This window comes from Pseudomonas sp. St29 (assembly GCF_001547915.1).
Classification (GTDB): Bacteria; Pseudomonadota; Gammaproteobacteria; order Pseudomonadales; family Pseudomonadaceae; genus Aquipseudomonas.
On sequence record NZ_AP014628.1, the window covers coordinates 1 to 24,455 of the forward strand.

Genomic DNA, 24,455 nt, shown 5'->3' on the forward strand with positions numbered 1-24,455 from the left:
CTTAGTGTCCTGAGGGCACGCTACATGTGGATAAGTGGGCGGCTGATCGCTACAATGGCCGCTTGTTTTTGCCTCACCGGCTTTCAACTTAGGGGATATCCGTGTCAGTGGAACTTTGGCAGCAGTGCGTGGAGCTTCTGCGTGATGAGCTGCCTGCCCAGCAATTCAACACTTGGATCCGTCCGCTACAGGTCGAAGCCGAAGGCGACGAGTTGCGTGTTTACGCACCGAATCGTTTTGTTCTCGATTGGGTCAACGAAAAGTACCTGGGGCGCGTGCTCGAGCTGCTGGATGAACACGGCAACGGCAGTGCGCCGGTTCTTTCCTTATTAATAGGCAGCAAACGCAGTTCGGCGCCTCGCGCTGCACCTAATGCGCCACTGGCCGCCGCTGCCTCGCAAGCGCTGCAAGCGGCAGCGGCCAATGCCACCCCGGCGGCGGCTCCTGCGCCCACTCCGGCACCCACTTCCGCTCCGGCCAAGAAAGCCGCGGCGCAGAAGAGTGCCGAGGTCAGCGAAGAACCCTCTCGTGACAGCTTCGACCCGATGGCGGGCGCCAGCTCGCAGCAGGCACCGGTACGCGCCGAGCAACGTACCGTCCAGGTGGAAGGTGCGCTCAAGCACACCAGTTACCTGAACCGCACCTTCACCTTCGAGAACTTCGTCGAGGGCAAGTCCAACCAGCTGGCCCGCGCGGCGGCCTGGCAGGTGGCAGACAACCCCAAGCATGGCTACAACCCGTTGTTCCTGTATGGCGGCGTCGGTTTGGGTAAGACCCACTTGATGCACGCTGTGGGTAACCACCTGTTGAAGAAGAACCCGAATGCCAAGGTCGTGTACCTGCATTCCGAGCGCTTCGTGGCGGACATGGTCAAGGCGTTGCAGCTCAATGCCATCAACGAATTCAAGCGCTTCTACCGTTCGGTCGATGCGCTGCTGATCGATGACATTCAGTTCTTCGCCCGCAAGGAGCGTTCCCAGGAAGAGTTTTTCCACACCTTCAACGCCCTCCTCGAAGGCGGCCAGCAGGTGATCCTCACCAGCGACCGTTATCCGAAGGAGATCGAGGGCCTGGAAGAGCGCCTCAAGTCCCGCTTCGGCTGGGGCCTGACGGTGGCGGTCGAGCCGCCGGAACTGGAAACCCGGGTCGCGATCCTGATGAAGAAGGCCGACCAGGCCAAGGTCGAACTGCCCCACGATGCGGCGTTCTTCATTGCCCAGCGGATCCGCTCCAACGTCCGTGAACTGGAAGGCGCGCTCAAGCGGGTCATTGCCCACTCGCACTTCATGGGCCGCGACATCACCATCGAGCTGATTCGCGAATCCCTGAAGGACCTGTTGGCCCTGCAGGACAAGCTGGTGTCTGTGGATAACATCCAGCGCACCGTCGCCGAGTACTACAAGATCAAGATTTCCGATCTGCTGTCCAAGCGACGTTCGCGTTCGGTGGCCCGCCCGCGTCAGGTGGCCATGGCCCTGTCCAAGGAACTGACCAACCACAGCCTGCCGGAAATCGGCGATGTGTTCGGCGGCCGCGACCACACCACGGTGCTGCACGCCTGCCGCAAGATCAATGAACTTAAGGAATCCGACGCGGACATCCGCGAGGACTACAAGAACCTGCTGCGTACTCTGACCACTTGATGACTCCAACGCAGCTTATTAAGGCAAGGGACTAGACCATGCATTTCACCATTCAACGCGAAGCCCTGTTGAAACCCCTGCAACTGGTCGCCGGCGTCGTCGAACGTCGTCAGACCTTGCCGGTGCTTTCCAACGTGCTGCTGGTTGTCGAAGGCCAGCAACTGTCGCTGACCGGTACCGACCTGGAAGTCGAGCTGGTCGGTCGTGTGCAACTTGAAGAGCCGGCCGAACCGGGGGAAATCACCGTTCCCGCGCGCAAGCTGATGGACATCTGCAAGAGCCTGCCCAACGACGCCCTGATCGACATCAAGGTCGACGAGCAGAAGCTGGTGGTGAAGGCCGGGCGTAGCCGCTTCACCCTGTCGACCCTGCCGGCCAACGACTTCCCGACTGTGGAAGAAGGCCCGGGCTCGCTGACCTGCCAGCTGGAACAGAGCAAGCTGCGTCGCCTGATCGAGCGCACCAGCTTCGCCATGGCCCAGCAGGACGTGCGCTACTACCTCAACGGCATGTTGCTGGAAGTGTCTGCCGGGATCATTCGCGCCGTGGCCACCGACGGTCACCGTCTGGCCATGTGCTCGATGCAGGCGGATATCGGTCAGCCCGATCGTCACCAGGTGATCGTGCCGCGCAAAGGTATCCTGGAACTGGCACGCCTGCTCACCGAGCCGGACGGCAACGTCAGCATCGTCCTGGGCCAGCACCATATCCGCGCCACCACCGGCGAGTTCACCTTCACTTCCAAACTGGTGGACGGCAAGTTCCCGGACTACGAGCGCGTGCTGCCAAAAGGCGGTGACAAGCTGGTATTGGGCGACCGTCAGGCCCTGCGTGAAGCCTTCAGCCGCACCGCGATCCTGTCCAACGAGAAGTACCGCGGCATCCGTCTGCAACTGGCCAATGGTCAGCTGAAGATCCAGGCCAACAACCCGGAGCAGGAAGAAGCGGAAGAAGAAGTGGGCGTGGAATACAACGGCGGCTCGCTGGAAATCGGCTTCAACGTCAGCTACCTGCTGGACGTACTGGGCGTGATGACCACCGAACAGGTTCGCCTGATCCTGTCCGATTCCAACAGCAGTGCGCTGGTGCAGGAATCCGACAACGACGACTCGGCTTACGTTGTCATGCCGATGCGCCTGTAATCATGCTCAGCAGAAGCTAGATGTCCCTCAGTCGCGTCTCGGTCACCGCGGTGCGCAATCTGCACCCGGTGACCTTCTCCCCCTCTCCTCGCATCAACCTTCTCTACGGCGCCAACGGCAGTGGCAAGACCAGCGTGCTGGAAGCCATCCACCTGCTGGGGCTTGCCCGCTCGTTCCGCAGCGCCCGCCTGTTACCGGTGATCCAGTACGAGCAACTGGCCTGCACCGTGTTTGGCCAGGTGGAGTTGGCCCAGGGCGGACACAGCAACCTGGGAATATCCCGGGATCGCCAGGGGGAGTTCCAGATCCGCATCGACGGGCAGAATGCCCGCAGCGCCGCTCAGCTGGCGGAAATCCTGCCGCTGCAGTTGATCAACCCGGACAGCTTTCGCCTGCTGGAAGGCGCCCCCAAGATCCGCCGGCAGTTCCTGGACTGGGGAGTGTTCCATGTGGAACCGCGCTTCATGTCCACCTGGCAGCGCCTGCAGAAGGCCCTGCGGCAGCGGAACTCATGGCTGCGGCATGGTACACTTGACGCCGCTTCGCAAGCGGCCTGGGACCGGGAACTGTGTCAGGCCAGCGCTGAAATCGATGAATACCGCCGCGCTTACATCAAAGCCTTGAAACCAGTCTTTGAGCGGACCTTGGGCGAGCTGCTGCAGCTCGAGGGCCTGACGCTTAGCTATTACCGTGGTTGGGACAAGGACCGAGAGCTCAGTGAAGTGCTCGCGACCGCCCTGCACCGTGATCAGCAAATGGGTCATACCCAGGCCGGTCCACAACGTGCTGATTTGCGTCTGCGCTTAGGCGGACACAACGCCGCGGACATCTTGTCCCGTGGCCAGCAGAAGTTGGTGGTCTGTGCCTTGCGCATTGCCCAGGGGCACCTGGTGAGCCAGGCCCGTCGCGGTCAGTGTATTTATCTGGTGGATGACTTGCCGTCCGAGCTGGACGAGCAGCACCGCCGCGCACTTTGTCGCTTGTTGGAAGACTTACGCTGCCAGGTGTTCATCACCTGTGTAGACCACGAATTATTGAGGGAAGGCTGGCAGACGGAAACGCCAGTCGCTTTGTTCCACGTGGAACAAGGCCGTATCACCCAGACCCACGACCATCGGGAGTGAAGGCATGAGCGAAGAAAATACGTACGACTCGACCAGCATCAAGGTGCTGAAAGGTTTGGATGCCGTACGCAAACGTCCCGGTATGTACATTGGCGACACCGATGACGGCAGCGGTCTGCACCACATGGTGTTCGAGGTGGTCGATAACTCCATCGACGAAGCGCTGGCCGGTCATTGCGACGACATCAGCATCATCATCCACCCGGACGAATCCATCACCGTGCGCGACAACGGTCGCGGCATCCCGGTGGATGTGCACAAAGAAGAAGGCGTCTCGGCGGCCGAGGTCATCATGACCGTGCTTCACGCCGGCGGTAAGTTCGACGACAACTCCTACAAGGTTTCCGGCGGCCTGCACGGCGTGGGTGTATCGGTAGTGAACGCTCTGTCCGAAGAGCTGATCCTCACCGTGCGCCGCAGCGGCAAGATCTGGGAACAGACTTACGTCCACGGTGTTCCGCAAGAGCGGATGAAGATCGTTGGCGACAGCGAAACCACCGGTACCCAGATCCACTTCAAGCCTTCGGCTGAAACCTTCAAGAACATCCACTTCAGCTGGGACGTCCTGGCCAAGCGGATTCGTGAACTGTCCTTCCTCAACTCCGGTGTCGGCATCGTCCTCAAGGACGAGCGCAGCGGCAAGGAAGAACTGTTCAAGTACGAAGGCGGCCTGCGTGCCTTCGTTGAATACCTGAACACCAACAAGACTGCGGTCAACCAGGTGTTCCATTTCAACATCCAGCGTGAAGACGGCATCGGCGTGGAAATCGCCCTGCAGTGGAACGACAGCTTCAACGAGAACCTGTTGTGCTTCACCAACAACATTCCTCAGCGCGACGGCGGCACCCACCTGGTGGGCTTCCGTTCGGCCCTGACCCGTAACCTGAACAACTACATCGAGCAGGAAGGCCTGGCCAAGAAACACAAGGTCGCCACCACCGGTGACGACGCACGTGAAGGCCTGACCGCAATCATCTCGGTGAAGGTGCCGGATCCGAAGTTCAGCTCCCAGACCAAGGACAAACTGGTGTCTTCCGAAGTGAAGACCGCGGTCGAACAGGAAATGGGCAAGTACTTCTCCGACTTCCTGCTGGAAAACCCCAACGAAGCCAAGTTGGTGGTGGGCAAGATGATCGACGCTGCCCGTGCTCGTGAAGCGGCGCGTAAAGCCCGTGAAATGACCCGCCGCAAAGGCGCCCTGGATATCGCCGGCCTGCCGGGCAAATTGGCGGACTGCCAGGAAAAAGACCCGGCCCTGTCCGAGCTCTACCTGGTGGAAGGTGACTCTGCTGGCGGTTCCGCCAAGCAGGGACGCAACCGCAAGACCCAGGCGATCCTGCCGCTCAAGGGCAAGATCCTCAACGTCGAGAAGGCACGCTTCGACAAGATGATCTCCTCGCAAGAGGTGGGCACCCTGATCACCGCGCTGGGCTGCGGCATCGGCCGCGAAGAGTACAACATCGACAAGCTGCGTTATCACAACATCATCATCATGACCGATGCTGACGTCGACGGTTCGCACATCCGTACCCTGCTGCTGACCTTCTTCTTCCGTCAGTTGCCGGAGCTGATCGAGCGCGGCTACATCTATATCGCCCAGCCGCCGCTGTACAAGGTCAAGAAAGGCAAGCAAGAGCAATACATCAAAGACGACGACGCCATGGAAGACTACATGACCCAGTCGGCTCTGGAAGATGCCAGCCTGCACCTGAACGACGAAGCTCCGGGGATCTCCGGCGAGGCGCTGGAGCGCCTGGTCAACGACTTCCGCATGGTGATGAAGACCCTCAAGCGCCTGTCGCGCCTGTACCCGCAGGAGCTGACCGAGCACTTCATCTACCTGCCGGCCGTGACCATGGAGCAACTGTCCGACCACGCCGCCATGCAGGATTGGCTGGCCAAGTACGACGCCCGCCTGCGCACGTCCGAGAAGTCCGGCCTGGTCTACAAGGCCAGCCTGCGGGAAGACCGTGAACGTAATGTCTGGCTGCCAGAGGTCGAGCTGATCTCCCATGGCCTGTCCAACTACGTCACCTTCAACCGCGACTTCTTCGGCAGCAACGACTACAAGACCGTCGTCTCCCTCGGCGCTCAACTGAGCACCCTGCTGGACGAAGGCGCGTATGTTCAGCGCGGCGAACGCAAGAAAGCCGTCACCGAGTTCAAGGAAGCCCTGGACTGGCTGATGGCGGAAAGCACCAAGCGCCACACCATCCAGCGATACAAAGGTCTGGGCGAGATGAACCCTGACCAGCTGTGGGAAACCACCATGGACCCAAGCATGCGCCGCATGCTCAAGGTGACCATCGAAGACGCCATCGGCGCCGACCAGATCTTCAACACCCTGATGGGTGATGCGGTCGAGCCTCGTCGCGACTTCATCGAAAGCAACGCCCTGGCGGTGTCCAACCTGGACTTCTGATCCGCAGCGGCACCTCAAAAGCCAACGCCTAGCGTTGGCTTTTTTTTGCGCGGACATCACGGTGTTGTCTGTGGATCATGTCGCTGTTCTGCTTAACAGGAAGGCAAGGAGCCTATGAGTCGATTCAAGATTTCTCCATGGCTGTCCAGTTCCGGTGGCCCCTTGGTGGTGATAGGTGAAGGCTTGGCCGGTATGTGGCGTGGCCTCGACGGCCATCCCTCGGATTACCACAGGGCGTGTCAGATTGATGACTATGCCGGCCGGCTGGAGGGTGTCGATGGCGACATTCTTGTCCTGGGTGACGAGCCTTTGGACACGGCGATTGCCACGGCAGACAACGCCTTGCTGATTATCCGATGGATTTGCGCCCCTTCTGAGGCCGAGGTGCTGGCGCAGCTTGAGCGGCTTGAGTTTGGATCACTGACCCCGATCGAGCGGTTGAGTATTGATTGGTCAAGCGACGCGCTGGTGCTGTTTGATGGAGTCGACTGGTTTGATCCACAGGCTTGTCTGCGCCTTCAACTGCTGTCGCCGTACAACGAGGTATCGACATTCCGCTACCAGCCCACGCCCGATACCGCCCTGTTGATCCACCAGATAGTGCCTCGTCAGTGGGTCCATCCGTACTGAGGTTCAGGTGCTGCGCAGCGCAGGTGCACAGGGATATTTTTATAAAATGCTGGGACGACTTTTTCTATCCGTCCGATGAGAATACGGTCCTGGTCATGCTGAATAGCGCAGAGGTCATATTTTCCTTCGAGGAAAACTTCTTTTACGGGCAGTTTGTGAGGCCCATGGCGGCGCCTCGGTGAGAAGGAATGGATACCTCGACAGCACAGTTTCACAAGATCATTTTCAAGCTCACCGTCGATGCCGACGGTTACCCACCGGTGGAGTATGAATCGCTGTGGGGCATTCAACGGGGTGCAGGTGTCTATGAGTTGGATAACACGCCCTACTATCTCTACGGCGTGAGCAAGGGGGACTGGGTGCTGACTCGCGCCGATGCCCACGAGTTGATCGCGACTGGCGTGGTGCGGCAATCCGGGCACTCGACGCTGCGGGTTTTTGCCGAGCGCGAGTCGGAGCGCTCGAGCATTGTGCAGCACCTGCGCAGCCTCGGTGCCCGATGTATGGTGACCCGGGGCCTGTCGCTGTTCGCTGTGGATATCGCGCCCGAGGTCAGTTTTTCTGCAATCGACCACTACCTGTCCTCCATCACCGACGACCAACATATCGCCTATGAAGATGCCTGCTTGCAGCACGGGGTCATTGAGCCTGGGCGCATGAGCGAGTGCTTGTCGCTGGCTTCACTTGAGGTGCAGGCATGACGGCAGAAGGGCCTGCCCGTTGTTTCAGCCAGGACCGCAATGGCCAGCCCCGTCACCTGGTGTGCGGGCCTGGATCGGCTGGTGCTGTTGCTGGCACCTGAACTGCAGGACGATCCGGCCATCGAACAGGCGCTTGGAGCGGTGTTCATCGAGCAGTCGACCCCGCTACGCGGCTGAGCCCGGCTCGGCTCTTTTCACCCTTTGAAAAAACAGCAATCGCGCGGAAATTTGTGATGGATGATGAAAACCAGGAAATATCGATTCGCGTGGTCGCGGGACAAAACGACCGTGGCCCGGTCTATGAGCCGCTGCATGTACGGCGGATCGATGACGACAGCTACGAGATTCTCTACTCACCGGGGCTGACGCTGAACCTGGCCAAGGGCGACATTATCTCGATCAAGGACCCGCAGGCCCCCGCCGTGGTGCTCAAGCGCGGCGGCAACTTCTGCATTCATATTTATGCGGATCACATCCCCGAGGACGACATTACTGCCCTGGCGGCGGATGTGGTGTCGGAACTGGGCGGCATGCTCGACGGGCGCTACAAGGGCAATCTGACACTGTCGGTGCCGGCGCAAAACGGCATGGACAACATCGCCTTGTTCTTCAACCGCTTCCGCGAGACCACGGGCATCGAGTGGTACTACGCCAACATCTATAAAAACCTCGATGACACCGATGACGAGACCTTGCTCGATTGGTGGCTGGAGCAATGAACGAAAGACAGCGGCTTATCTGTGAACGCTACGACCTCGCTCCCCAGGCGCCGGAGCCGATGATTGCACTGGCCACCGGTTCCCTGGCGCAGTCGCCCATCTATGGCACCCGGGTCGAGTTGCCGGAGAACGGCACGATCAGTTGGTTTATCCACTGCGGCGAACATTCCACCGCCGTGGATTTCTACCAGCCTCTGTGCACCGAGCATCTGCTGGAGCTGTTGCCGGAGGTGATCGATTACCTGTATCTGCCGAGCGGGACGCGTTTCATCATCGACCGCGACGGCCATGAAGATGTCTGGCAGGACCCGGAGTGATATCCAGCCGCTTTTGACGGCCAGCGGTCAGTGGCCCTGCTGGTCGGGCGACGCGACGCTTTCCAGCCGGTAGCCATAGCCGTAGATGGTCAGCAGCTGCCAACCGCGATCCGCGGTCAGCCCCAGCTTGTTGCGCAGGCGGTAGATGTGGGTGTCCAGGGGCCGCGAGGAGGCGATTTCCTCATGGGTCCAGAACCTTTCGTACAGGTACTCCCGAGACAGCGGCCGGCCCAGGTTGGCGAACAGGCAGCGGGCCAGGCGGTATTCGCGCTCGGTCAGGCTGATGGGGGCCCCGGCGCGGGTCACGGTGAGTTCGGCATCGTCGAAGGTCAGGTCGTTGAAGCTCAGGAGCTCTTCACTGCTGCTGCGCTGCAAGCCGTGGCGACGCAGCACCGCATTGACCCTGGCCTTGAGTTCGTTGGGACGAAACGGCTTGCTCAGGTAGTCGTCGGCGCCGGTGTTCAGGGCCTGGACAATATCGCTCTCGGCGTCGCGGCTGGTGAGCATGATGGCGGCCGGAGGGGCATCCATGTGTTCCCGAGTCCAGCGCAGCAACGACAGACCGCTGAGGTCCGGCAGTTGCCAGTCGAGTATCAGCAGGTCGAAGGTTTCCCGCCGGAGCTGACGTAGCAGGTCTTCGCCCCGTTCGAAGCGATGCAGGGTCCAGGCGGCTTCACCGGGGCCGGGAATTTCTCGCAGTGTCTGTTCAACCCGTGCCAGTTCTGCGGGTTCGTCATCCAGTATCGCGACACGCATGCCAGGCAGTTCCTTATGGTTCGAAGAGCCCCTGAGGCAGAGATCCAAGCGGCTTCAGGCTGGGGGAAGTTTAGGTGTCTTGCCTGATTCTGAACAATTATGGCGATTTGCTCTTGAGCCCCTGCTCCCTCGGTACGCTGATATCAAATAGCCGGTAAGGCACCTGGAGCACGGGTGCCTGGGGGGCTATCGCAGCGGCACGATACCGGCTCGCTCAAGCAAGGAAAAGAACCATGGGGAACATGTTCAGCAAAGGCCAGGTCGCGCTGGTCAGAATGTTCAACGGCGATGATCCGCTGCGCCTGGTCAGCTTGATGCTGGCGGCTTATCTGGGGATCAGTGCCAGCGGGTTGCCGTCGTCGTCCGCCTCCTGCTGTGAGGCCGCCAAGGTCGAGGCTTACTCGACGGCGGCCTCGCCCGCCCGCCATGAAGCCAGCCAGACCCTGGATGCCGAACCGCTACTGGACCGGACAGCCCTGCCTGCGGATTGGCAGTCACCGGCACCCCGCTGGGTCTTTTAGAGGGCGAGGCGATGATTCTGAACAAATATTGCAAAACCGCCCCGACCGCTCCCGCGGCGCTACATTGGCTCTCGCTGAGTGGCACACGGGGGCACCTGGAAGTGCTCCGACACAGGGAATGTCAACCGCCAGGCTGGCGGCACAACGCGCGCTTGCGTGCGTCGTTGAAGGGGAATACAGGGAGTGCCTCCTCAGGACTTTGGGCCGGGCGACCTGTCGCCCCGGTTCCGACACAGGGACGTGTCACTTTCTTTGCTTGCTGTGCTCTTCCCTCCCGGTGCCGATTCGCCCCCTCTGCCTGGGCGATGCCCTGCAGCACCCGGCTTTCTGCCCATGCGCTGCCTCAGGTATGGTGCGTAGGATTTCGCCGTGGTTTTCCCAAAGGCTCAAAGCATATTCATGAATGACCTCTGCCCTTCTCCGTCCGTTGGCCGGTTGCAGGTGGCGTGCGCCGCAGTGCTGCTAGCGGGGCTGATCCTGCCATCCTGCGCCTTGCAGGCTGCCCCGCAACGCCTTCCCTACCTGGATGACAACCAGCAATGCCGAGGCCAGCCCTTGCCGGCTACCGTCGAGCACCTGACGGGCGATGCCTGGAAACTGGACGCCAAGGGCCGCGAGGTGGCCCTGGAGGAAGGCATGAGCATCGATGAGAAAGAAGGGGTGAAAACCTCGCCATCGGCTTTCGTCAGCCTGTCCCTCGGGGACGGTTCGCGCGTGGTACTGCCCTCCAGTTCCCAGGTCACCCTGCAACTGAACACGCAATACAGCATTCCTCAGGTGGTCCTGGAACAGGGCCAGATCGAATCCTATGTGATCAAGCGCAACAGCGACCACGACCGTTTCCAGATCGTGACCCCCGTAGGCGTGTTGGGGGTGCGGGGGACTCACTTCCGAGTGCGCAATGACGATCAGCAATCCCTGGTGGAAGTGCTCAACGGCCAGGTGGCGGTGAGCCGCGACGACCAGCCGCCGAGCAAGACTGCTCGGCGCTCCGGCAAGCATGTTGTGGATAAACCTGCCGGCCCGCTGCCGGGGGAGGTCCAGGTCATGGCGCGCCAGGGATTGCGCATTCAGAAGCAGGGCGAGCTCAAGCCGGTGGAGCTGCTGGCTGCGCCTCGGCTGCTGGGACAGGCCGGGCAAACCGGCGCCCTGCCCGTCTGGCAACTGATCCTGCAACCGTTGCCGGGTGCCCGTCGCTATCGGGCTCAGGTGGCTACCGACAAGGATTTCCTCAACATCAAGCAGGAACAGTTCTCCAGCACCCCGGAAGTGAACTTCACTGGCCTGAAGGCGTTTTTCTATCATGTACGGCTCTCGGCGTTCGACGAGCATGGCCTGGAAGGAGAAACCGGGGTCTATGACATCTTCTACTACCCCAGGACCACTCGTGTTCAATAAGCCGTCGGCGGGCCGTCGATGAGTTTCTGGAAGCAGAGGGCCAACGGCCGTGAACCGACCCAGGCCCAGCGTCTGTTTCGCCGCCTGGTACGTGAATGGCTGTGGGTTGGCCTGATACTGCTGCCCCTGACGGCCTTGCTGTCCCTGAGCCAGGGCCTGGCGTTGAACAATCTGTTCTATGACAACCTGCGACGCTTTACCCCGCTGCCGGTCGATCCGCGCATTCTGTTGGTGACCATCGACGACTACAGCCTGCAGCAACTGGGACGCTGGCCCTGGCCCCGGACGATGCATGGACAGTTGCTGGACCGGCTGACGGACGCCAAGGTCAAAGGCGTGCTGTTCGATGTGATCCTCAGCGAGCCCGGCAGTTCTGTGGAAAACGACACCCGGTTGGCCACCGCCCTGTGCCGCGCCGGCACGGTGTTCCTGCCGGTGCTGCGCGAGGGGGTCGCTCGCTATGGCCAGGACCTGGAGGAAATCCCTCCGGTGCCGGTGCTGCGCCACTGCGCCCGGGGCCTGGGGCATATCAACGCGCAAGCGGATGCCGACGGTACCGTGCGCAGCGTCTACCTGCGCGAAGGTCCGCAGCAGGCGCCGCGGGCGCAGCTGACCTGGTTGCTCTACCAGCTCACCGAAGCCGATCCGCTGTCGCCGCTGATGCCGGGCCCGGAGACTCCGCAGGTGGCCCGGGGCTGGCTGCGAGCCAACCCGGTACGTATTGCCTTTATCGACAAGGCGGCGGGCTTTCCCAGCGTGCCCTATGTCAGCGTGCTGCGTGGCGAGGTGCCCGCCGAGTTGCTGCGTGACCGGCTGATCCTGGTCGGTTCCACTGCCCCGGGGCTGGGCGACCGTTATGTCACCCCGCAATCCGGCAGCCAGGGCACCACGCCGGGGGTGGAGATCCAGGCCAACCTGCTCAATGGGCTTTTGCAGCATCGCAGCATCGTCGACCTGGGCCAGTGGTCGGGGATGCTGTTGTCCATGGCCCTGACCGCCGCCTTGCTCGGGTTGTTGCTCTGGCGGCCGCGTCACGCCTTGTGGATCACCCTGGGTTGCATGGGCCTGGCGCTCTTGGGATCGGTGCTGATGCTGCGCCTGGGCTACTGGTGGTCGCCGGTGGCCAGCCTGCTGGGCATGCTGCTGGCTTACCTGATCTGGAACTGGCGGCGGCTGAGCGTGATCCTGGCCTACTTCGGCTGGGAGTTGGAGCGCCTGGACAGCGAGCCCAAGGTGTTGCCGGAGCGCCGTCGTAGCCAGACCCCCTCCGGTGATGTGCTGCAAGGGCAGATCGTTGCCCTGGAACAGGCCCTGAGCCGGACCCGGGATACCCGGCGCTTTATCGCCGATGGCCTGGAGTACCTGCCGGTGGCGACCCTGATCAGTGATCCGGACGGCAAGATTCTGCTGGCCAACCGCAATGCCCGGGACGTGTTCGCCCACTCCCTGGTGGGGCAGCCCTTGATTGCGCAGTTGGCCGCCCTGGGTTACCCGGGCCTGACGGACGGGGCCCCGGTTCCGAGCCTGGGACAGTTGCCGGCCCTGGAGTTTCGCGACGTCCGGCAGCGCAGCCTGCGCATGGAACTGGCGCCCCTGCTGCCGGTGGACAGTGACAACGCCATCGGTTGGTTATTGAGCCTTACCGACCTCAGCGTCGAGCGGGACGCCGAGCAGCAGCGTGGCGTGCTGCTGCGTTTTCTGTCCCACGATCTGCGCGCGCCTCACTCGGCGATCCTCGCGCTGCTGGATGTGCAAAGCCGCCAGCCCTCGCCGCCCGGGCAGGTCTACAACCAGATCGAGCAGCAGGTGCGCCGGGCCCTGGAGCTGACCGAGGCTTTCGTGCAATTGGCCAAGGCCGAGTCGGAGGCCTATCAGTTCGCGCCGAGCATGTTCGCCATGTTGGTGCTGGATGCCTTCGACCAGGCCACCACCCTGGCCCAGCTGAAGCAGATCCGCCTGCTGCATGACCTGGATGAAGACAATGAAGGCATGATCCTCGCGGACCAGTCGCTGCTGACCCGGGCCCTGTTCAATCTGCTGGAGAACGCTATCAAGTACAGCCCGCAGGGCTCCACGGTTCATGTTGCGGTGAGCTGTGCCGAGGGCTGGCTGCGCTGCGAGATCGCCGATCAGGGCCAGGGGATTGCCGCGGCGGACCTGCCCCAGCTGTTCGGCCAGTACCAGCGCTTTGCCTCGGCCCAGGGCATCGATGGCCTGGGCCTGGGGCTGGCCATGGTCAAGGCGGTGGTGGACCGGCACCAGGGGCGGATCAGCTGTCGCAGCGAGGTCGGCCAGGGCTCCTGTTTCATCCTTGAGCTGCCTTTGTTGCAGGACTGAAGCCATTGGGATTGAACGGGCGAAAAAAAACCGGCAGCGAGGCCGGTTTTTTTGTGTCTGAAAAACTTATGCACGTTTTTCCACATTTTATTAGCTTGGTAAATATGCATATAAATCAGTGATTTATAGGTGGATTTCCGCCGCTGTGAGAAAAGTCGTACACAGGTTATCCACAGAAGCTCATACAGCAACCTTATCCGTGGAAGTGGCCAATGGTGGCAATGAGCCCATATCCCGCTGGGCCTGTTCATTCCAGGCCGCCACCCGGTCATTGAGCTCGGCGATGGCGCGCGGCCCGCTGCCTTCGGCGTACATCGGTGCGCCAATGGTCACGGTGATGGTGCCCGCGCGCTTGGCCCAGCCGGTCTTCGGCCAGAACTTGCCGGCGTTGTGGGCCACCGGCAGCACCGGCAGGTCGGCGTTCACCGCCAGGGCGCTGCCACTGCGGGAGAACTTGCCAATGGTGCCGTAGGGGACGCGGGTGCCTTCCGGAAAGATCAGCACCCAGACATTGTCCTTGAGCAGTTCGTCGCCCTTGCTCGCCACCTGCTTGAGCGCGGCCTTGGGGTTGTCGCGGTCGATGGCGATGGGGCGCAGCATGGCCATGGCCCAGCCGAAGAACGGCACATACAGCAACTCACGCTTGAGGACCTGGCTCAAAGGCTCGAAATAGGCCGAGAGGAAGAAGGTCTCCCAGGTGCTCTGGTGATTGGAGACGATCACGCAGGGCCGCTGCGGGACGTTTTCAGCGCCCTGCACTTCTACGCGAATGTTCAGAAATACCTTGGTCAGCCACAGCGCGCAGCGACACCAGTAGACGTTGATAAAGCGATAGCGCGCCTTGAATGGCAGGAACGGCGCGATAAAAAAGCTCAGGGAGCACCACAGCAAGGAACTGGTGCCCAACAGCAGGTAAAAGAAGAAGGTTCTGATGGCCTGCAGGATCGACATAGCGGCATTTACCATTGCGGGCATGCCCGCCTGTTAAAAAGCGCTCTCCCGAACAGTCCTTGGTCAGGATGCCAGAAGGGGCCTAATTGTGGATAAGTTCAGCGGCAACGGCCGCCAGGTCGTCAAAAATCAAGGTGCCAACCGGCAGGGTTTTCCCCAGAGTCTTTTCGCCTTTCCCGGTCTTTACCAATACTGGCTGAGAGTCGACGGCTTTTGCGGCCTCCAGGTCACCGATACTGTCACCGACAAACCATAGACCTGTCAGTTCTGCCTGGTAATGCTCGGCAATGGTTTGCAGCATGCCCGGTTTCGGTTTGCGGCAGGCGCACCCTTCGTCGGGGCCATGGGGACAATAGACGATCAGCCCGACCTCGCCGCCCTGCTCCGCCACCAGCTCGCGCAGGCGCGCATGCATGGCGTCGAGGGTGGCCAGGTCGTAGTAGCCGCGAGCGATGCCGGACTGGTTGGTGGCGACCGCCACCGTCCAGCCGGCCTTGCTCAACTGCGCAATGGCTTCGATCGAGCCGGGGATTGGAATCCACTCCTGCACCGATTTGATGTAGGCATCGGAGTCGTGATTGATCACGCCGTCACGGTCGAGTATCAGCAGTTTCACAGCCTTTCCTTACCTGATCAGCTCAGTACCGAAATGTCCGCCACACCCAGGAACAGGCCCCGCAGACGCGCCAGCAGCGCATAGCGGTTGGCCCGCACCTTGGCGTCCTCGGCATTGACCATCACCGCCTCGAAGAAGGCGTCCACCGGCTCGCGCAGGGCGGCCAGGCGGGCCAGGGTCTCGCTGTACTGACGCGCTGCGGCCATCGGCTGGACGGCCTGGTCCGCCTGCTGGATCGCCGAGTACAGGGAGAACTCGTTGGCGTTGTCAAAGTACTTGGCTTCGACGGTGGTCGGCACATTGCCTTCGATCTTGCTCAGCAGGTTCGACACGCGCTTGTTCACCGCGGCCAGGGCGGCGGCTTCCGGCAACTTGCGGAAGGCCTGCACGGCTTGCACGCGCTGGTCGAAGTCCAGGGCCGAGCCCGGTTTCAGGGCACGTACCGACAGGTAGGTGGCCACATCCACGCCTTCGTCTTCGTAACGGGCACGCAGACGGTCGAAGATGAACTCCAGCACCTGGTCGGCCAGGCCGGCGGCCTTGACCTTGCTGCCGAAGGCGCTGACGGCGAAGGCCACGGCGTCGTTCAGGTCGAGATCGAACTTCTTCTCGATCAGGATCCGCAGCACGCCCAGGGCCGCGCGACGCAGGGCGTAGGGGTCCTTGCTGCCGGTGGGCAGCATGCCGATGCCGAAGATCCCCACCAGGGTGTCCAGCTTGTCGGCGATGGCCACGGCGGCACCGGTCACGGTGCTTGGCAGCTCGGCGCCGGCGCCACGGGGCATGTACTGCTCGTTCAGGGCCAGGGCCACGTCTTCCGGCTCACCGTCATTGAGGGCGTAGTAGTAGCCGGCGATGCCTTGCATCTCCGGGAACTCGCCGACCATTTCGGTGGCCAGGTCGCACTTGGACAGCAGGCCGGCACGGGCCGCGCGCTGGGCGTCGCCGCCGATGCGCGGGGCAATGAAGGCCGCCAGCTTGGACACCCGCTCGGCCTTGTCGTAGACGCTGCCGAGTTTTTCCTGGAAGACCACGTTCTGCAGGCGCAGGTTGAAGTCTTCGAGCTTCTGCTTCTTGTCCTGCTTGAAGAAGAACTCGGCGTCGGTCAGGCGTGGGCGCACGACTTTCTCGTTGCCCTCGATGATCTGGCGGGGGTCCTTGCTCTCGATGTTGGCCACGGTGATGAAGCGCGGCAGCAACTTGCCGTCGACGTCCAGCAGGCAGAAGTACTTCTGGTTGTCCTGCATGGTGGTGATCAGGGCTTCCTGGGGCACTTCAAGGAAACGCTCCTCGAACGAGCACACCAGTGGCACCGGCCATTCCACCAGGGCGGTCACTTCGTCCAGCAGGTCCGCCGGGACGATCGCCGTGCCTTCCTGCAGGGTGGCCAGCTCGGCGGTGCGCTTGCTGATCAGCTCGCGACGCTCGTTGGCATCGGCCAGCACGTAGGCGGCACGCAGGTCGGCCAGGTAGTTGGCCGGCGAGGTGATGCGCACGCTTTGCGGGTGATGGAAGCGGTGGCCACGGGAATCGCGGCCGGCCTTCTGGGCCAGGATGGTGCAGTCGATGACGTCGTCGCCCAACAGCATCACCAGCCATTGGGTCGGACGCACGAACTCTTCCTTGCGCGCGGCCCAGCGCATGCGCTTGGGAATCGGCAGGTCGTTCAGCGAGTCTTCGACGATGGTCGGCAGCAGGCTGGCGGTCGGCTTGCCCTTGATGCTCTGGCTGTAGCGCAGTTTCGGACCGCTCTGATCGATCTCGCTGAGTTCGACGCCGCACTTCTTGGCAAAGCCCAGGGCTGCCTGGGTCGGGTTGCCTTCAGCGTCGAACGCCGCCTGGCGTGGCGGGCCGTCGAGGTTGATGCTGCGATCCGGCTGCTGGGTGGCCAGCTGGGTGATCAGTACCGCCAGGCGCCGTGGCGCGGCGTACACGTGCTTGGCCTGAAAGCTCAGGCCGGCGCTCTGCAGGCCTTTCTCGATGCCGGCCAGGAAGGCTTCGGCCAGGGTGTTCAGGGCTTTGGGTGGCAGTTCTTCAGTGCCCAGTTCAACCAGAAAATCTTGCGCACTCATTGTGCCGCCTCCAACTTAGCCAACACTTCATCACGCAGGTCCGGGGTTGCCATGGGGAAGCCCAGCTTGGCCCGGGCCAGCAGGTAGGCTTGCGCCACGGAACGCGCCAGGGTGCGCACACGCAGGATGTACTGCTGGCGCGCAGTCACCGAGATCGCCCGGCGTGCATCCAGCAGGTTGAAGGTGTGCGAGGCCTTGAGGACCATTTCATAGCTCGGCAGCGGCAGCGGCTGATCCAGCTCGATCAGGCGCTTGGCTTCGCTTTCGTAGAAATCGAACAGTTCGAACAGCTTCTCGACGTTGGCGTGCTCGAAGTTGTAGGTCGACTGCTCCACTTCGTTCTGGTGGAACACATCGCCATAGGTGACCTTGCCGAACGGGCCGTCGGCCCACACCAGGTCGTACACCGAGTCCACGCCCTGCAGGTACATGGCCAGGCGTTCCAGGCCGTAGGTGATCTCGCCGGTCACCGGGTAGCACTCGATGCCACCGGCCTGCTGGAAGTAGGTGAACTGAGTCACTTCCATGCCGTTGAGCCAGACTTCCCAGCCCAGGCCCCAGGCGCCCAGGGTCGGCGATTCCCAGTTGTCCTCGACGAAACGGATGTCGTGCACCAGCGGGTCCAGGCCCACGTGCTTCAGGGAACCCAGGTACAGCTCCTGGAAGTTCTCCGGATTGGGCTTCAACACCACCTGGAACTGATAGTAGTGCTGCAGGCGGTTGGGGTTTTCGCCGTAGCGGCCGTCAGTCGGGCGACGACTGGGCTGCACATAAGCGGCGTTCCAGGTTTCCGGGCCGATGGCCCGCAGGAATGTGGCGGTGTGGAAAGTGCCGGCGCCTACTTCCATATCGTAGGGCTGAAGTACCACACAACCTTGCTCGGCCCAGTACTGCTGGAGGGCGAGGATCAAGTCTTGGAAGGTACGCACGGCTGGCGTAGGCTGGCTCACGAAATTCACCTGTTACTTGGGCTGCGATTTAAGGAGCGGGAGTATACCCGATTCAGTCCTGCGCACGCCCCCTGGAGCCTTATGCCACGCTGCTTTTGGTGTTCCGACGATCCGCTGTACATGGCTTATCACGATCAGGAGTGGGGCGTGCCGCTGCGGGATGGGCAGCGTCTGTTCGAGTTGTTATTGCTCGAAGGGTTCCAGGCCGGGCTGTCCTGGATCACCGTGCTGAAGAAGCGCGAGCGCTATCGCCAGGTGCTGTTCGGCTTCGATGTGCAGCGCGTGGCGCAGATGAGCGACGCCGAGATCGAAGACCTGATGCAAGATCCCGGCATCATCCGCAACCGCCTCAAGCTCAATGCCGCCCGGCGCAACGCCCAGGCCTGGCTGGAGCTGGAAGACCCGGTGGCCTTTCTCTGGTCCTTCGTCGGCGGCGAGCCGAAGATCAATCATTTCAACGACCGCAGCGAAGTGCCGGCGGTGACCCCGGAGGCCGAAGCCATGAGCCGCGGCCTGCAGAAAGCCGGCTTCACCTTCGTCGGACCGACCATCTGTTACGCGCTGATGCAGGCGTCGGGCATGGTCATGGATCACACCCGCGACTGTGATCGCTACGCCATCCTGGCCCACGCGCGGTTAGAATAGCCGGCTCGCGACACGCTTCATGACCGACAGATCAGGAGTCATTTGTGGATAAGTTCAAAGGCGCCCTGCTGGTGGGCGCTCTGCGGTTGTTTGCCCTGCTGCCCTGGCGCGCGGTGCAGGCGGTCGGCGCGGCCATCGGCTGGATCATGTGGAAGACCCCCAATCGTTCCCGCGACGTGGTGCGCATCAACCTGGCCAAATGTTTTCCACAGATGGACCCCGCCGAGCGCGAGCGCCTGGTAGGCCAGAGCCTGAAAGACATCGGCAAGTCCCTGACCGAAAGCGCCTGCGCCTGGATCTGGCCGGCGGAGCGTTCCCTCGCCCTGGTGCGCGAAGTCGAGGGCCTGGACGTACTCAAGGACGCCCTGGCCTCGGGCAAGGGCGTGGTCGGCATCACCAGTCACCTGGGCAACTGGGAAGTGCTCAACCACTTCTACTGCAGCCAGTGCAAACCGATCATTTTCTACCGTCCGCCCAAGCTCAAGGCGGTGGACGAACTGCTGCGCAAGCAGCGGGTGCAACTGGGCAACCGCGTGGCGGCCTCCACCAAGGAAGGCATCCTCAGCGTCATCAAGGAAGTGCGCAAAGGCGGTGCCGTGGGCATTCCCGCCGACCCGGAACCGGCCGAATCCGCCGGGATCTTCGTGCCCTTCTTCGCCACCCAGGCCCTGACCAGCAAGTTCGTGCCGAACATGCTGGCTGGCGGCAAGGCAGTGGGCGTGTTCCTCCATGCCCTGCGCCTGCCCGATGGCTCGGGCTACAAGGTGATCCTCGAAGCGGCGCCGCAAGAGATGTACAGCACCGATACCGAAACCTCCTGTGCGGCCATGAGCAAGGTGGTCGAGCGCTATGTCGGGGCGTATCCGAGCCAGTACATGTGGAGCATGAAACGCTTCAAGAAGCGCCCTCCGGGCGAGGCGCGCTGGTACTGACAGCGCTGGCACGATCTGTGGATAACCTTCGCGCAGGCGTTATCCACAGCACACAGAACAAGGGCGCAGAAGATGTCCGAGCACCGCAAATCGTTTCGCATCAAGATTTCCCACGAGAGCATTGGCGAATGCCTGGGGCAGACCCGCAACCTGTCTGCCAGTGGCGTCTATGTGCAAAACCCGGCCCTGGCGCAATTGCCCAAGGGCGCGGTGGTCTATGGCCAGGTGCAGGGCCTGCCGGCGGCGGCGCCCAGGGTGCGCATGGAAGTGGTCCAGGCGGACGCGGAAGGGATCGCCCTGCGCTACCTGTGAAATCGTCCTGTAGCCGCTGCCGAGCCCGCGAGGCTGGGAAAAGGACCGAAGGGCCTTGTTTGGCGATCTCCAGCCGAACCTGTGTCGTCTCAAGATCTTTGCGTCCCTGCGGGCCGTTCGCAGCCTTCGGCAGCGGCTACAGGGGATAGAGGTCAGCCTTGAGACTGGCGGTCGAGTTTTTTCAGGAACACGGTCATTTCCTTTTCTGCCTGTTTGTCGCCATGCCCCCGGGCCGCTTCCAGGCCCTGTTCCCAGGCCTGGCGTGCCCCTTGAAGATCGCCCTGCCCCTGACAGGCCTTGCCCAGCAGCTTCCAGGCCGCTGAATACTTGGGATCGAAACTCACGCAGCGTTGCAGGTGCTCGGCGGCCCGGGCGAATTCACCCTGATCCAGGTAACCCTTGCCCAGGCCGAAGCGCAGCAGAGCGTTATCCACACCCTTGGCGAGCATTTTTTCCAGCGATTCAAGCATCGTTGTCACTCCTGTGGGCTCATGTAGCCGCTGCCGCAGGCTGCGCAGTCGATCGCAGCCTGCGGCAGCGGCTACACAGTGGTTGATCAGAAAAAGCTCAGGCCCACGTGGAACAGCTTCTCCACGTCGCGAATGTGCTTTTTATCCACAAGGAACAGGATCACGTGGTCGCCGGCTTCGATCACCGTATCGTCGTGAGCGATCAGCACTTCTTCGTCACGAATGATGGCGCCGATGGTGGTGCCCGGCGGCAGGCCGATGTTCTCGATGGCGCGACCTATCACCTTGCTCGACTTGGCGTCGCCGTGGGCGATGGCCTCGATGGCTTCCGCCGCGCCGCGGCGCAGGGAGTGCACGCTGACGATGTCGCCGCGGCGCACGTGGGCCAGCAGGGTGCCGATGGTGGCCAGCTGCGGGCTGATGGCGATGTCGATGTCGCCGCCCTGGATCAGGTCGACATAGGCCGGGTTGTTGATGATGGTCATGACCTTCTTCGCCCCCAGGCGCTTGGCCAGCAGCGAGGACATGATGTTGGCCTCGTCGTCGTTGGTCAGGGCCAGGAAAATGTCGGCGTCGGCGATGTTCTCTTCCAGCAGCAGGTCGCGGTCCGAGGCGCTGCCCTGCAGCACCACGGTGCTGTCCAGGGTGTCGGACAGGTAGCGGCAGCGGGCCGGGTTCATCTCGATGATCTTCACCTGGTAGCGGCTTTCGATGGCCTCGGCCAGGCGCTCGCCGATCTGCCCGCCACCGGCGATGACGATGCGCTTGTAGGATTCCTCCAGGCGGCGCATTTCGCTCATCACCGCGCGGATGTGGGCCTTGGCGGCGATGAAGAACACCTCGTCGTCGGCCTCGATCACCGTATCGCCCTTGGGCATGATCGGCCGGTCGCGCCGGAAGATCGCCGCCACCCGGGTGTCGACGTTGGGCATGTGCTCGCGCAGCTGACGCAGTTGCTGGCCCACCAGCGGGCCGCCGTAGTAGGCCTTGACCGCCACCAGTTGCGCCTTGCCTTCGGCGAAGTCGATCACTTGCAGGGCGCCGGGGTGTTCGATCAGGCGCTTGATGTAGAGGGTTACCACCTGCTCGGGGCTGATCAGCACGTCGACCGGGATCGCGTCGTTGTCGAACAGCCCGGCGCGGGTCAGGTAGGCGGATTCGCGCACCCGGGCGATCTTGGTCGGCGTGTTGAACAGGGTGTGGGCGACCTGGCAGGCGATCATGTTGGTTTCGTCGCTGTTGGTCACCGCCACCAGCATGTCGGCGTCGTCGGCTCCGGCCTGGCGCAGCACCGTGGGAAAGGAGCCGCGGCCTTGCACGGTGCGGATATCCAGGCGATCGCCGAGGCCGCGCAGGCGTTCGCCGTCGGTGTCCACCACGGTGATGTCGTTGGCTTCGCTGGCCAGGTGCTCCGCCAGTGTGCCGCCCACTTGCCCGGCGCCGAGGATGATGATTTTCATCCAGTCACTCCCTTAAAACCGTTTAGCCGCGTGCGGCGGCGATCTTGATCAGCTTGGCGTAGTAGAAACCGTCATGGCCGCCCTCTTGCGCCAGCAACTGGCGCCCGTGGGGCTGCTTGAGGCCGGCCGCAGGCTGCCCCAGTTGGCCGCCGATGTCCAATTCACGGGCGCCCGGGGTGCGCCCGAGGAAAGCCTCGATGACTTCGGTGTTCTCGGTGGGCAGGGTCGAGCAGGTGGCGTAGAGCAGGATGCCGCCCACTTCCAGGGTCTGCCACAGGGCGTCCAGCAGTTCGCCTTGCAGCTGCGCCAGGGCGGCGATGTCTTCCGGCTGGCGGGTCAGCTTGATGTCCGGGTGGCGACGGATCACCCCGGTGGCCGAGCACGGCGCGTCCAGCAGGATGCGCTGGAACGGCTGGCCGTCCCACCAGGCCTGGGTGTCGCGGCCGTCGGCGGCGATCAGATGGGCATCGAGCTTCAGGCGGTCGAGGTTTTCCCGCACTCGCACCAGGCGCTTGGCCTCCAGGTCCACCGCCACCACGCCGGCCAGGGCCGGTTGCACTTCGAGGATATGGCAGGTCTTACCCCCCGGCGCGCAGCAGGCGTCCAGCACCCGCTGCCCCGGCGCCAGCTCCAGCAGCTCGGCGGCCAGTTGCGCGGCTTCGTCCTGGACGCTGATCCAGCCTTCGGCAAAGCCCGGCAGGCCGCGAACATCGCCGGCTTCGTCGAGGACGATACCGTCCTGGCTGTAGACGCAGGCCCTGGCCGCCACACCCGCTTCGCTCAGCAGCTGCAGGTAGGCGTCCCGCGAATGATGCCGGCGATTGACCCGCAGGATCATCGGCGGGTGGGCGTTGTTGGCGGCGCAGATGGCTTCCCAGTGCTCGGGCCAGAAGGCCTTGAGGGACTTTTGCAGCCAGCGCGGGTGCGCGGTGCGCACCACCGGGTCGTGTTCCAGCTCGGCCAGCAGCGCCTCGCTTTCACGCTGGGCGCGGCGCAGCACGGCGTTGAGCAGGGCCTTGGCCCAGGGCTTTTTCAGCTTGTCGGCGCAACCCACGGTTTCGCCGATGGCGGCGTGGGCCGGCACCCGGGTGTAGAGCAGTTGATAGAGGCCCACCAGCAGCAGCGCCTCGACATCGGCGTCGGCGGCCTTGAATGGCTTCTGCAGCAGTTTGGCCGCCAGCGCCGACAGCCGTGGCTGCCAGCGCGCGGTGCCGAAGGCCAGGTCCTGGGTGAAGCCGCGATCCCGGGCTTCGACCTTGTCCAGCTGGATCGGCAGCGAGCTGTTGAGCGAGGCCTTGCCGTTGAGTACCGCGGTCAGGGCCTTGGCGGCGGCCAGGCGCGGGTTCATTGGGCGTCCGCCGCTTGGCCGAGGACGGTGCCGAGGGCGAACTTCTCGCGGCGGCTGTTGAACAGGTCGCTGAAGTTCAGCGCCTTGCCGCCGGGCAGTTGCAGGCGGGTCAGGCACAGCGCCTGCTCACCGCAGGCGACCAGCAGGCCGTCCTTGCTGGCGCCGAGGATCTCGCCCGGGGTGCCCCGGCCTGTGGCCAGGGTGGCGGCCAGGACTTTCAGGGCTTCGCCGTTCAAGGTGCTGTGGCAGATCGGCCAGGGGTTGAAGGCCCGGATCAGGCGTTCAAGCTCCACGGCCGGGCGGCTCCAGTCGATGCGCGCCTCGTCCTTGTTCAGCTTGTGGGCGTAGGTGGCCAGGCTGTCGTCCTGGACTTCGCCTTGCAGGGTGCCGGCGGCCAGGCCTTCGATGGCTTGCAGCACGGCCGGCGGGCCCAGCTCGGCCAGGCGGTCGTGCAGGCTGCCACCGGTGTCTTGGGCACTGATCGGGGTGCTGACCTTGAGCAGCATCGGCCCGGTGTCCAGGCCGGCTTCCATGCGCATCACGGTCACGCCACTGGTTGCATCACCGGCTTCTACGGCGCGCTGGATCGGCGCGGCACCGCGCCAGCGCGGCAGCAGCGAGGCGTGGCTGTTGATGCAGCCCAGGCGCGGAATATCCAGTACCACCTGAGGCAGGATCAGGCCGTAGGCCACCACCACCATCAGGTCCGGCTTGAGCGCCGCCAGTTCGGCCTGGGCCTCGGCATTGCGCAGGGTGGGTGGTTGCAGCACCGGGATCTGGTGCTCCAGGGCCAGTTGCTTGACCGGGCTGGGCATCAGCTTCTGCCCGCGCCCCGCCGGACGGTCCGGCTGGGTGTAGACCGCGACAATCTGGTGAGGGCTGTCGAGCAGGGCCTTGAGGTGTTCGGCGGCGAATTCGGGGGTGCCGGCAAAGACGATGCGCAGTGGCTCAGTCATGAGAATTCTCGATGTTAAACATGCGGAAAAGAA

At 62.8% G+C, this 24,455-nt stretch carries 24 protein-coding genes; 15 read left to right on the forward strand and 9 right to left on the reverse strand.

Annotation, left to right across the window (positions count from 1 at the left end):
* Positions 1 to 101 precede the first annotated feature (101 nt).
* The 9 genes from dnaA to PST29_RS00040 all read left to right on the forward strand — a co-directional run bounded on the left by dnaA (position 102) and on the right by PST29_RS00040 (position 8,698).
* Positions 102 to 1,643: a chromosomal replication initiator protein DnaA gene (gene dnaA, locus PST29_RS00005; protein WP_060842037.1), complete on the forward strand. Its 1,542-nt coding sequence runs from the start codon at positions 102 to 104 to the stop codon at positions 1,641 to 1,643.
* A gap of 38 nt (positions 1,644 to 1,681) precedes the next feature.
* Positions 1,682 to 2,785, forward strand: a complete 1,104-nt coding sequence (dnaN, locus tag PST29_RS00010) for a DNA polymerase III subunit beta (RefSeq protein ID WP_009046209.1) — start codon at positions 1,682 to 1,684, stop codon at positions 2,783 to 2,785.
* Positions 2,786 to 2,805: 20 nt separating this feature from the next.
* Positions 2,806 to 3,909 carry a DNA replication/repair protein RecF gene (gene recF, locus PST29_RS00015; RefSeq protein ID WP_060836808.1) on the forward strand — a complete coding sequence of 368 codons (1,104 nt, stop codon included), beginning with the start codon at positions 2,806 to 2,808 and terminating at the stop codon, positions 3,907 to 3,909.
* Positions 3,910 to 3,913: 4 nt separating this feature from the next.
* Entirely contained in the window at positions 3,914 to 6,331 is a 2,418-nt protein-coding gene (gene gyrB / locus PST29_RS00020; protein WP_060836809.1) for a DNA topoisomerase (ATP-hydrolyzing) subunit B, read from the forward strand.
* Between the two features lie 114 nt (positions 6,332 to 6,445).
* Positions 6,446 to 6,961, forward strand: a complete 516-nt coding sequence (locus PST29_RS00025; RefSeq protein WP_060842038.1) for an Imm21 family immunity protein — start codon at positions 6,446 to 6,448, stop codon at positions 6,959 to 6,961.
* 188 nt (positions 6,962 to 7,149) lie between these two features.
* A complete protein-coding gene (locus PST29_RS00030) occupies positions 7,150 to 7,662 on the forward strand; it encodes a DUF4265 domain-containing protein (RefSeq protein WP_060842039.1) in 513 nt (170 codons plus the stop codon).
* Between the two features lie 39 nt (positions 7,663 to 7,701).
* The gene (locus PST29_RS32080) at positions 7,702 to 7,839 is read left to right on the forward strand and encodes a hypothetical protein (RefSeq protein ID WP_159426265.1); all 138 of its coding nucleotides are present in this window, start codon (positions 7,702 to 7,704) and stop codon (positions 7,837 to 7,839) included.
* Between the two features lie 56 nt (positions 7,840 to 7,895).
* Positions 7,896 to 8,381, forward strand: coding sequence for a DUF4265 domain-containing protein (locus PST29_RS00035; protein WP_060842040.1), 486 nt, complete (start codon positions 7,896 to 7,898; stop codon positions 8,379 to 8,381).
* Positions 8,378 to 8,698, forward strand: coding sequence for an immunity protein Imm33 domain-containing protein (locus tag PST29_RS00040; RefSeq protein ID WP_173664394.1), 321 nt, complete (start codon positions 8,378 to 8,380; stop codon positions 8,696 to 8,698). Before PST29_RS00035 ends, PST29_RS00040 begins: the two co-directional genes overlap by 4 nt.
* Before the next feature lie 27 nt (positions 8,699 to 8,725).
* Here PST29_RS00040 and PST29_RS00045 read toward each other — a convergent pair whose 3' ends face one another.
* Positions 8,726 to 9,454, reverse strand: coding sequence for a response regulator transcription factor (locus tag PST29_RS00045; RefSeq protein WP_060842042.1), 729 nt, complete (start codon positions 9,452 to 9,454; stop codon positions 8,726 to 8,728).
* Between the two features lie 233 nt (positions 9,455 to 9,687).
* On the opposite strand from PST29_RS00045, the gene PST29_RS00050 reads away from it, so the two are divergent.
* The 3 genes from PST29_RS00050 to PST29_RS00060 all read left to right on the forward strand — a co-directional run bounded on the left by PST29_RS00050 (position 9,688) and on the right by PST29_RS00060 (position 13,710).
* Entirely contained in the window at positions 9,688 to 9,975 is a 288-nt protein-coding gene (locus PST29_RS00050) for a hypothetical protein (protein WP_060842043.1), read from the forward strand.
* 399 nt (positions 9,976 to 10,374) lie between these two features.
* Positions 10,375 to 11,373: a FecR family protein gene (locus tag PST29_RS00055; protein WP_060842044.1), complete on the forward strand. Its 999-nt coding sequence runs from the start codon at positions 10,375 to 10,377 to the stop codon at positions 11,371 to 11,373.
* An 18-nt stretch (positions 11,374 to 11,391) separates the two neighbouring features.
* Positions 11,392 to 13,710 carry a CHASE2 domain-containing protein gene (locus tag PST29_RS00060; RefSeq protein WP_060842045.1) on the forward strand — a complete coding sequence of 773 codons (2,319 nt, stop codon included), beginning with the start codon at positions 11,392 to 11,394 and terminating at the stop codon, positions 13,708 to 13,710.
* Between the two features lie 180 nt (positions 13,711 to 13,890).
* Here PST29_RS00060 and PST29_RS00065 read toward each other — a convergent pair whose 3' ends face one another.
* The 4 genes from PST29_RS00065 to glyQ all read right to left on the reverse strand — a co-directional run bounded on the left by PST29_RS00065 (position 13,891) and on the right by glyQ (position 18,299).
* Positions 13,891 to 14,661 carry a lysophospholipid acyltransferase family protein gene (locus PST29_RS00065; protein WP_060842046.1) on the reverse strand — a complete coding sequence of 257 codons (771 nt, stop codon included), beginning with the start codon at positions 14,659 to 14,661 and terminating at the stop codon, positions 13,891 to 13,893.
* Positions 14,662 to 14,743: 82 nt separating this feature from the next.
* The gene (gene gmhB / locus PST29_RS00070; RefSeq protein ID WP_060842047.1) at positions 14,744 to 15,277 is read right to left on the reverse strand and encodes a D-glycero-beta-D-manno-heptose 1,7-bisphosphate 7-phosphatase; all 534 of its coding nucleotides are present in this window, start codon (positions 15,275 to 15,277) and stop codon (positions 14,744 to 14,746) included.
* Positions 15,278 to 15,294: 17 nt separating this feature from the next.
* Complete coding sequence (gene glyS / locus PST29_RS00075; RefSeq protein WP_060842048.1) at positions 15,295 to 17,349, reverse strand: glycine--tRNA ligase subunit beta; 2,055 nt, start codon at positions 17,347 to 17,349, stop codon at positions 15,295 to 15,297.
* Positions 17,346 to 18,299, reverse strand: a complete 954-nt coding sequence (glyQ, locus tag PST29_RS00080) for a glycine--tRNA ligase subunit alpha (protein WP_003177094.1) — start codon at positions 18,297 to 18,299, stop codon at positions 17,346 to 17,348. The genes glyS and glyQ overlap by 4 nt, the downstream gene beginning before the upstream one ends.
* Before the next feature lie 81 nt (positions 18,300 to 18,380).
* Here glyQ and tag point away from each other — a divergent pair, with 81 nt between their 5' ends.
* The 3 genes from tag (at position 18,381) to PST29_RS00095 (ending at position 20,188) form a co-directional block, all read left to right on the forward strand.
* Positions 18,381 to 18,944, forward strand: coding sequence for a DNA-3-methyladenine glycosylase I (gene tag / locus PST29_RS00085; RefSeq protein WP_060842049.1), 564 nt, complete (start codon positions 18,381 to 18,383; stop codon positions 18,942 to 18,944).
* Between the two features lie 44 nt (positions 18,945 to 18,988).
* On the forward strand, positions 18,989 to 19,876 hold the full coding sequence (locus PST29_RS00090; RefSeq protein WP_060836824.1) for a lysophospholipid acyltransferase: 888 nt from the start codon (positions 18,989 to 18,991) through the stop codon (positions 19,874 to 19,876).
* 72 nt (positions 19,877 to 19,948) lie between these two features.
* Positions 19,949 to 20,188: a PilZ domain-containing protein gene (locus PST29_RS00095; RefSeq protein ID WP_060836825.1), complete on the forward strand. Its 240-nt coding sequence runs from the start codon at positions 19,949 to 19,951 to the stop codon at positions 20,186 to 20,188.
* Between the two features lie 152 nt (positions 20,189 to 20,340).
* On the opposite strand, the gene PST29_RS00100 is transcribed toward PST29_RS00095, so the two are convergent.
* The 4 genes from PST29_RS00100 to fmt form a co-directional block, all read right to left on the reverse strand.
* Positions 20,341 to 20,658, reverse strand: coding sequence for a tetratricopeptide repeat protein (locus tag PST29_RS00100; protein WP_060842050.1), 318 nt, complete (start codon positions 20,656 to 20,658; stop codon positions 20,341 to 20,343).
* A gap of 86 nt (positions 20,659 to 20,744) precedes the next feature.
* Positions 20,745 to 22,118: a Trk system potassium transporter TrkA gene (gene trkA / locus PST29_RS00105; protein WP_060836827.1), complete on the reverse strand. Its 1,374-nt coding sequence runs from the start codon at positions 22,116 to 22,118 to the stop codon at positions 20,745 to 20,747.
* A gap of 22 nt (positions 22,119 to 22,140) precedes the next feature.
* Positions 22,141 to 23,466 carry a 16S rRNA (cytosine(967)-C(5))-methyltransferase RsmB gene (gene rsmB, locus PST29_RS00110; protein ID WP_060842051.1) on the reverse strand — a complete coding sequence of 442 codons (1,326 nt, stop codon included), beginning with the start codon at positions 23,464 to 23,466 and terminating at the stop codon, positions 22,141 to 22,143.
* Positions 23,463 to 24,422 (reverse strand): methionyl-tRNA formyltransferase, encoded by a 960-nt coding sequence (gene fmt / locus PST29_RS00115; protein WP_060836829.1) that lies wholly within the window; start codon positions 24,420 to 24,422, stop codon positions 23,463 to 23,465. Before fmt ends, rsmB begins: the two co-directional genes overlap by 4 nt.
* Between the last annotated feature and the right edge of the window lie 33 nt (positions 24,423 to 24,455).

What these genes read in the sequence shown, in the direction of transcription:
- dnaN (WP_009046209.1), top strand. Translation starts at nt 1,682, where the DNA reads ATGCATTTCACCATTCAACGCGAAGCCCTGTTGAAACCCCTGCAACTG.
- recF (WP_060836808.1), top strand. Translation starts at nt 2,806, where the DNA reads ATGTCCCTCAGTCGCGTCTCGGTCACCGCGGTGCGCAATCTGCACCCG.
- gyrB (WP_060836809.1), top strand. Translation starts at nt 3,914, where the DNA reads ATGAGCGAAGAAAATACGTACGACTCGACCAGCATCAAGGTGCTGAAA.
- PST29_RS00025 (WP_060842038.1), top strand. Translation starts at nt 6,446, where the DNA reads ATGAGTCGATTCAAGATTTCTCCATGGCTGTCCAGTTCCGGTGGCCCC.
- PST29_RS00030 (WP_060842039.1), top strand. Translation starts at nt 7,150, where the DNA reads ATGGATACCTCGACAGCACAGTTTCACAAGATCATTTTCAAGCTCACC.
- PST29_RS32080 (WP_159426265.1), top strand. Translation starts at nt 7,702, where the DNA reads ATGGCCAGCCCCGTCACCTGGTGTGCGGGCCTGGATCGGCTGGTGCTG.
- PST29_RS00035 (WP_060842040.1), top strand. Translation starts at nt 7,896, where the DNA reads ATGGATGATGAAAACCAGGAAATATCGATTCGCGTGGTCGCGGGACAA.
- PST29_RS00040 (WP_173664394.1), top strand. Translation starts at nt 8,378, where the DNA reads ATGAACGAAAGACAGCGGCTTATCTGTGAACGCTACGACCTCGCTCCC.
- PST29_RS00045 (WP_060842042.1), bottom strand. Translation starts at nt 9,454, where the DNA reads ATGCGTGTCGCGATACTGGATGACGAACCCGCAGAACTGGCACGGGTT.
- PST29_RS00050 (WP_060842043.1), top strand. Translation starts at nt 9,688, where the DNA reads ATGGGGAACATGTTCAGCAAAGGCCAGGTCGCGCTGGTCAGAATGTTC.
- PST29_RS00055 (WP_060842044.1), top strand. Translation starts at nt 10,375, where the DNA reads ATGAATGACCTCTGCCCTTCTCCGTCCGTTGGCCGGTTGCAGGTGGCG.
- PST29_RS00060 (WP_060842045.1), top strand. Translation starts at nt 11,392, where the DNA reads ATGAGTTTCTGGAAGCAGAGGGCCAACGGCCGTGAACCGACCCAGGCC.
- PST29_RS00065 (WP_060842046.1), bottom strand. Translation starts at nt 14,661, where the DNA reads ATGTCGATCCTGCAGGCCATCAGAACCTTCTTCTTTTACCTGCTGTTG.
- glyS (WP_060842048.1), bottom strand. Translation starts at nt 17,349, where the DNA reads ATGAGTGCGCAAGATTTTCTGGTTGAACTGGGCACTGAAGAACTGCCA.
- tag (WP_060842049.1), top strand. Translation starts at nt 18,381, where the DNA reads ATGCCACGCTGCTTTTGGTGTTCCGACGATCCGCTGTACATGGCTTAT.
- PST29_RS00095 (WP_060836825.1), top strand. Translation starts at nt 19,949, where the DNA reads ATGTCCGAGCACCGCAAATCGTTTCGCATCAAGATTTCCCACGAGAGC.
- PST29_RS00100 (WP_060842050.1), bottom strand. Translation starts at nt 20,658, where the DNA reads ATGCTTGAATCGCTGGAAAAAATGCTCGCCAAGGGTGTGGATAACGCT.
- trkA (WP_060836827.1), bottom strand. Translation starts at nt 22,118, where the DNA reads ATGAAAATCATCATCCTCGGCGCCGGGCAAGTGGGCGGCACACTGGCG.
- rsmB (WP_060842051.1), bottom strand. Translation starts at nt 23,466, where the DNA reads ATGAACCCGCGCCTGGCCGCCGCCAAGGCCCTGACCGCGGTACTCAAC.
- fmt (WP_060836829.1), bottom strand. Translation starts at nt 24,422, where the DNA reads ATGACTGAGCCACTGCGCATCGTCTTTGCCGGCACCCCCGAATTCGCC.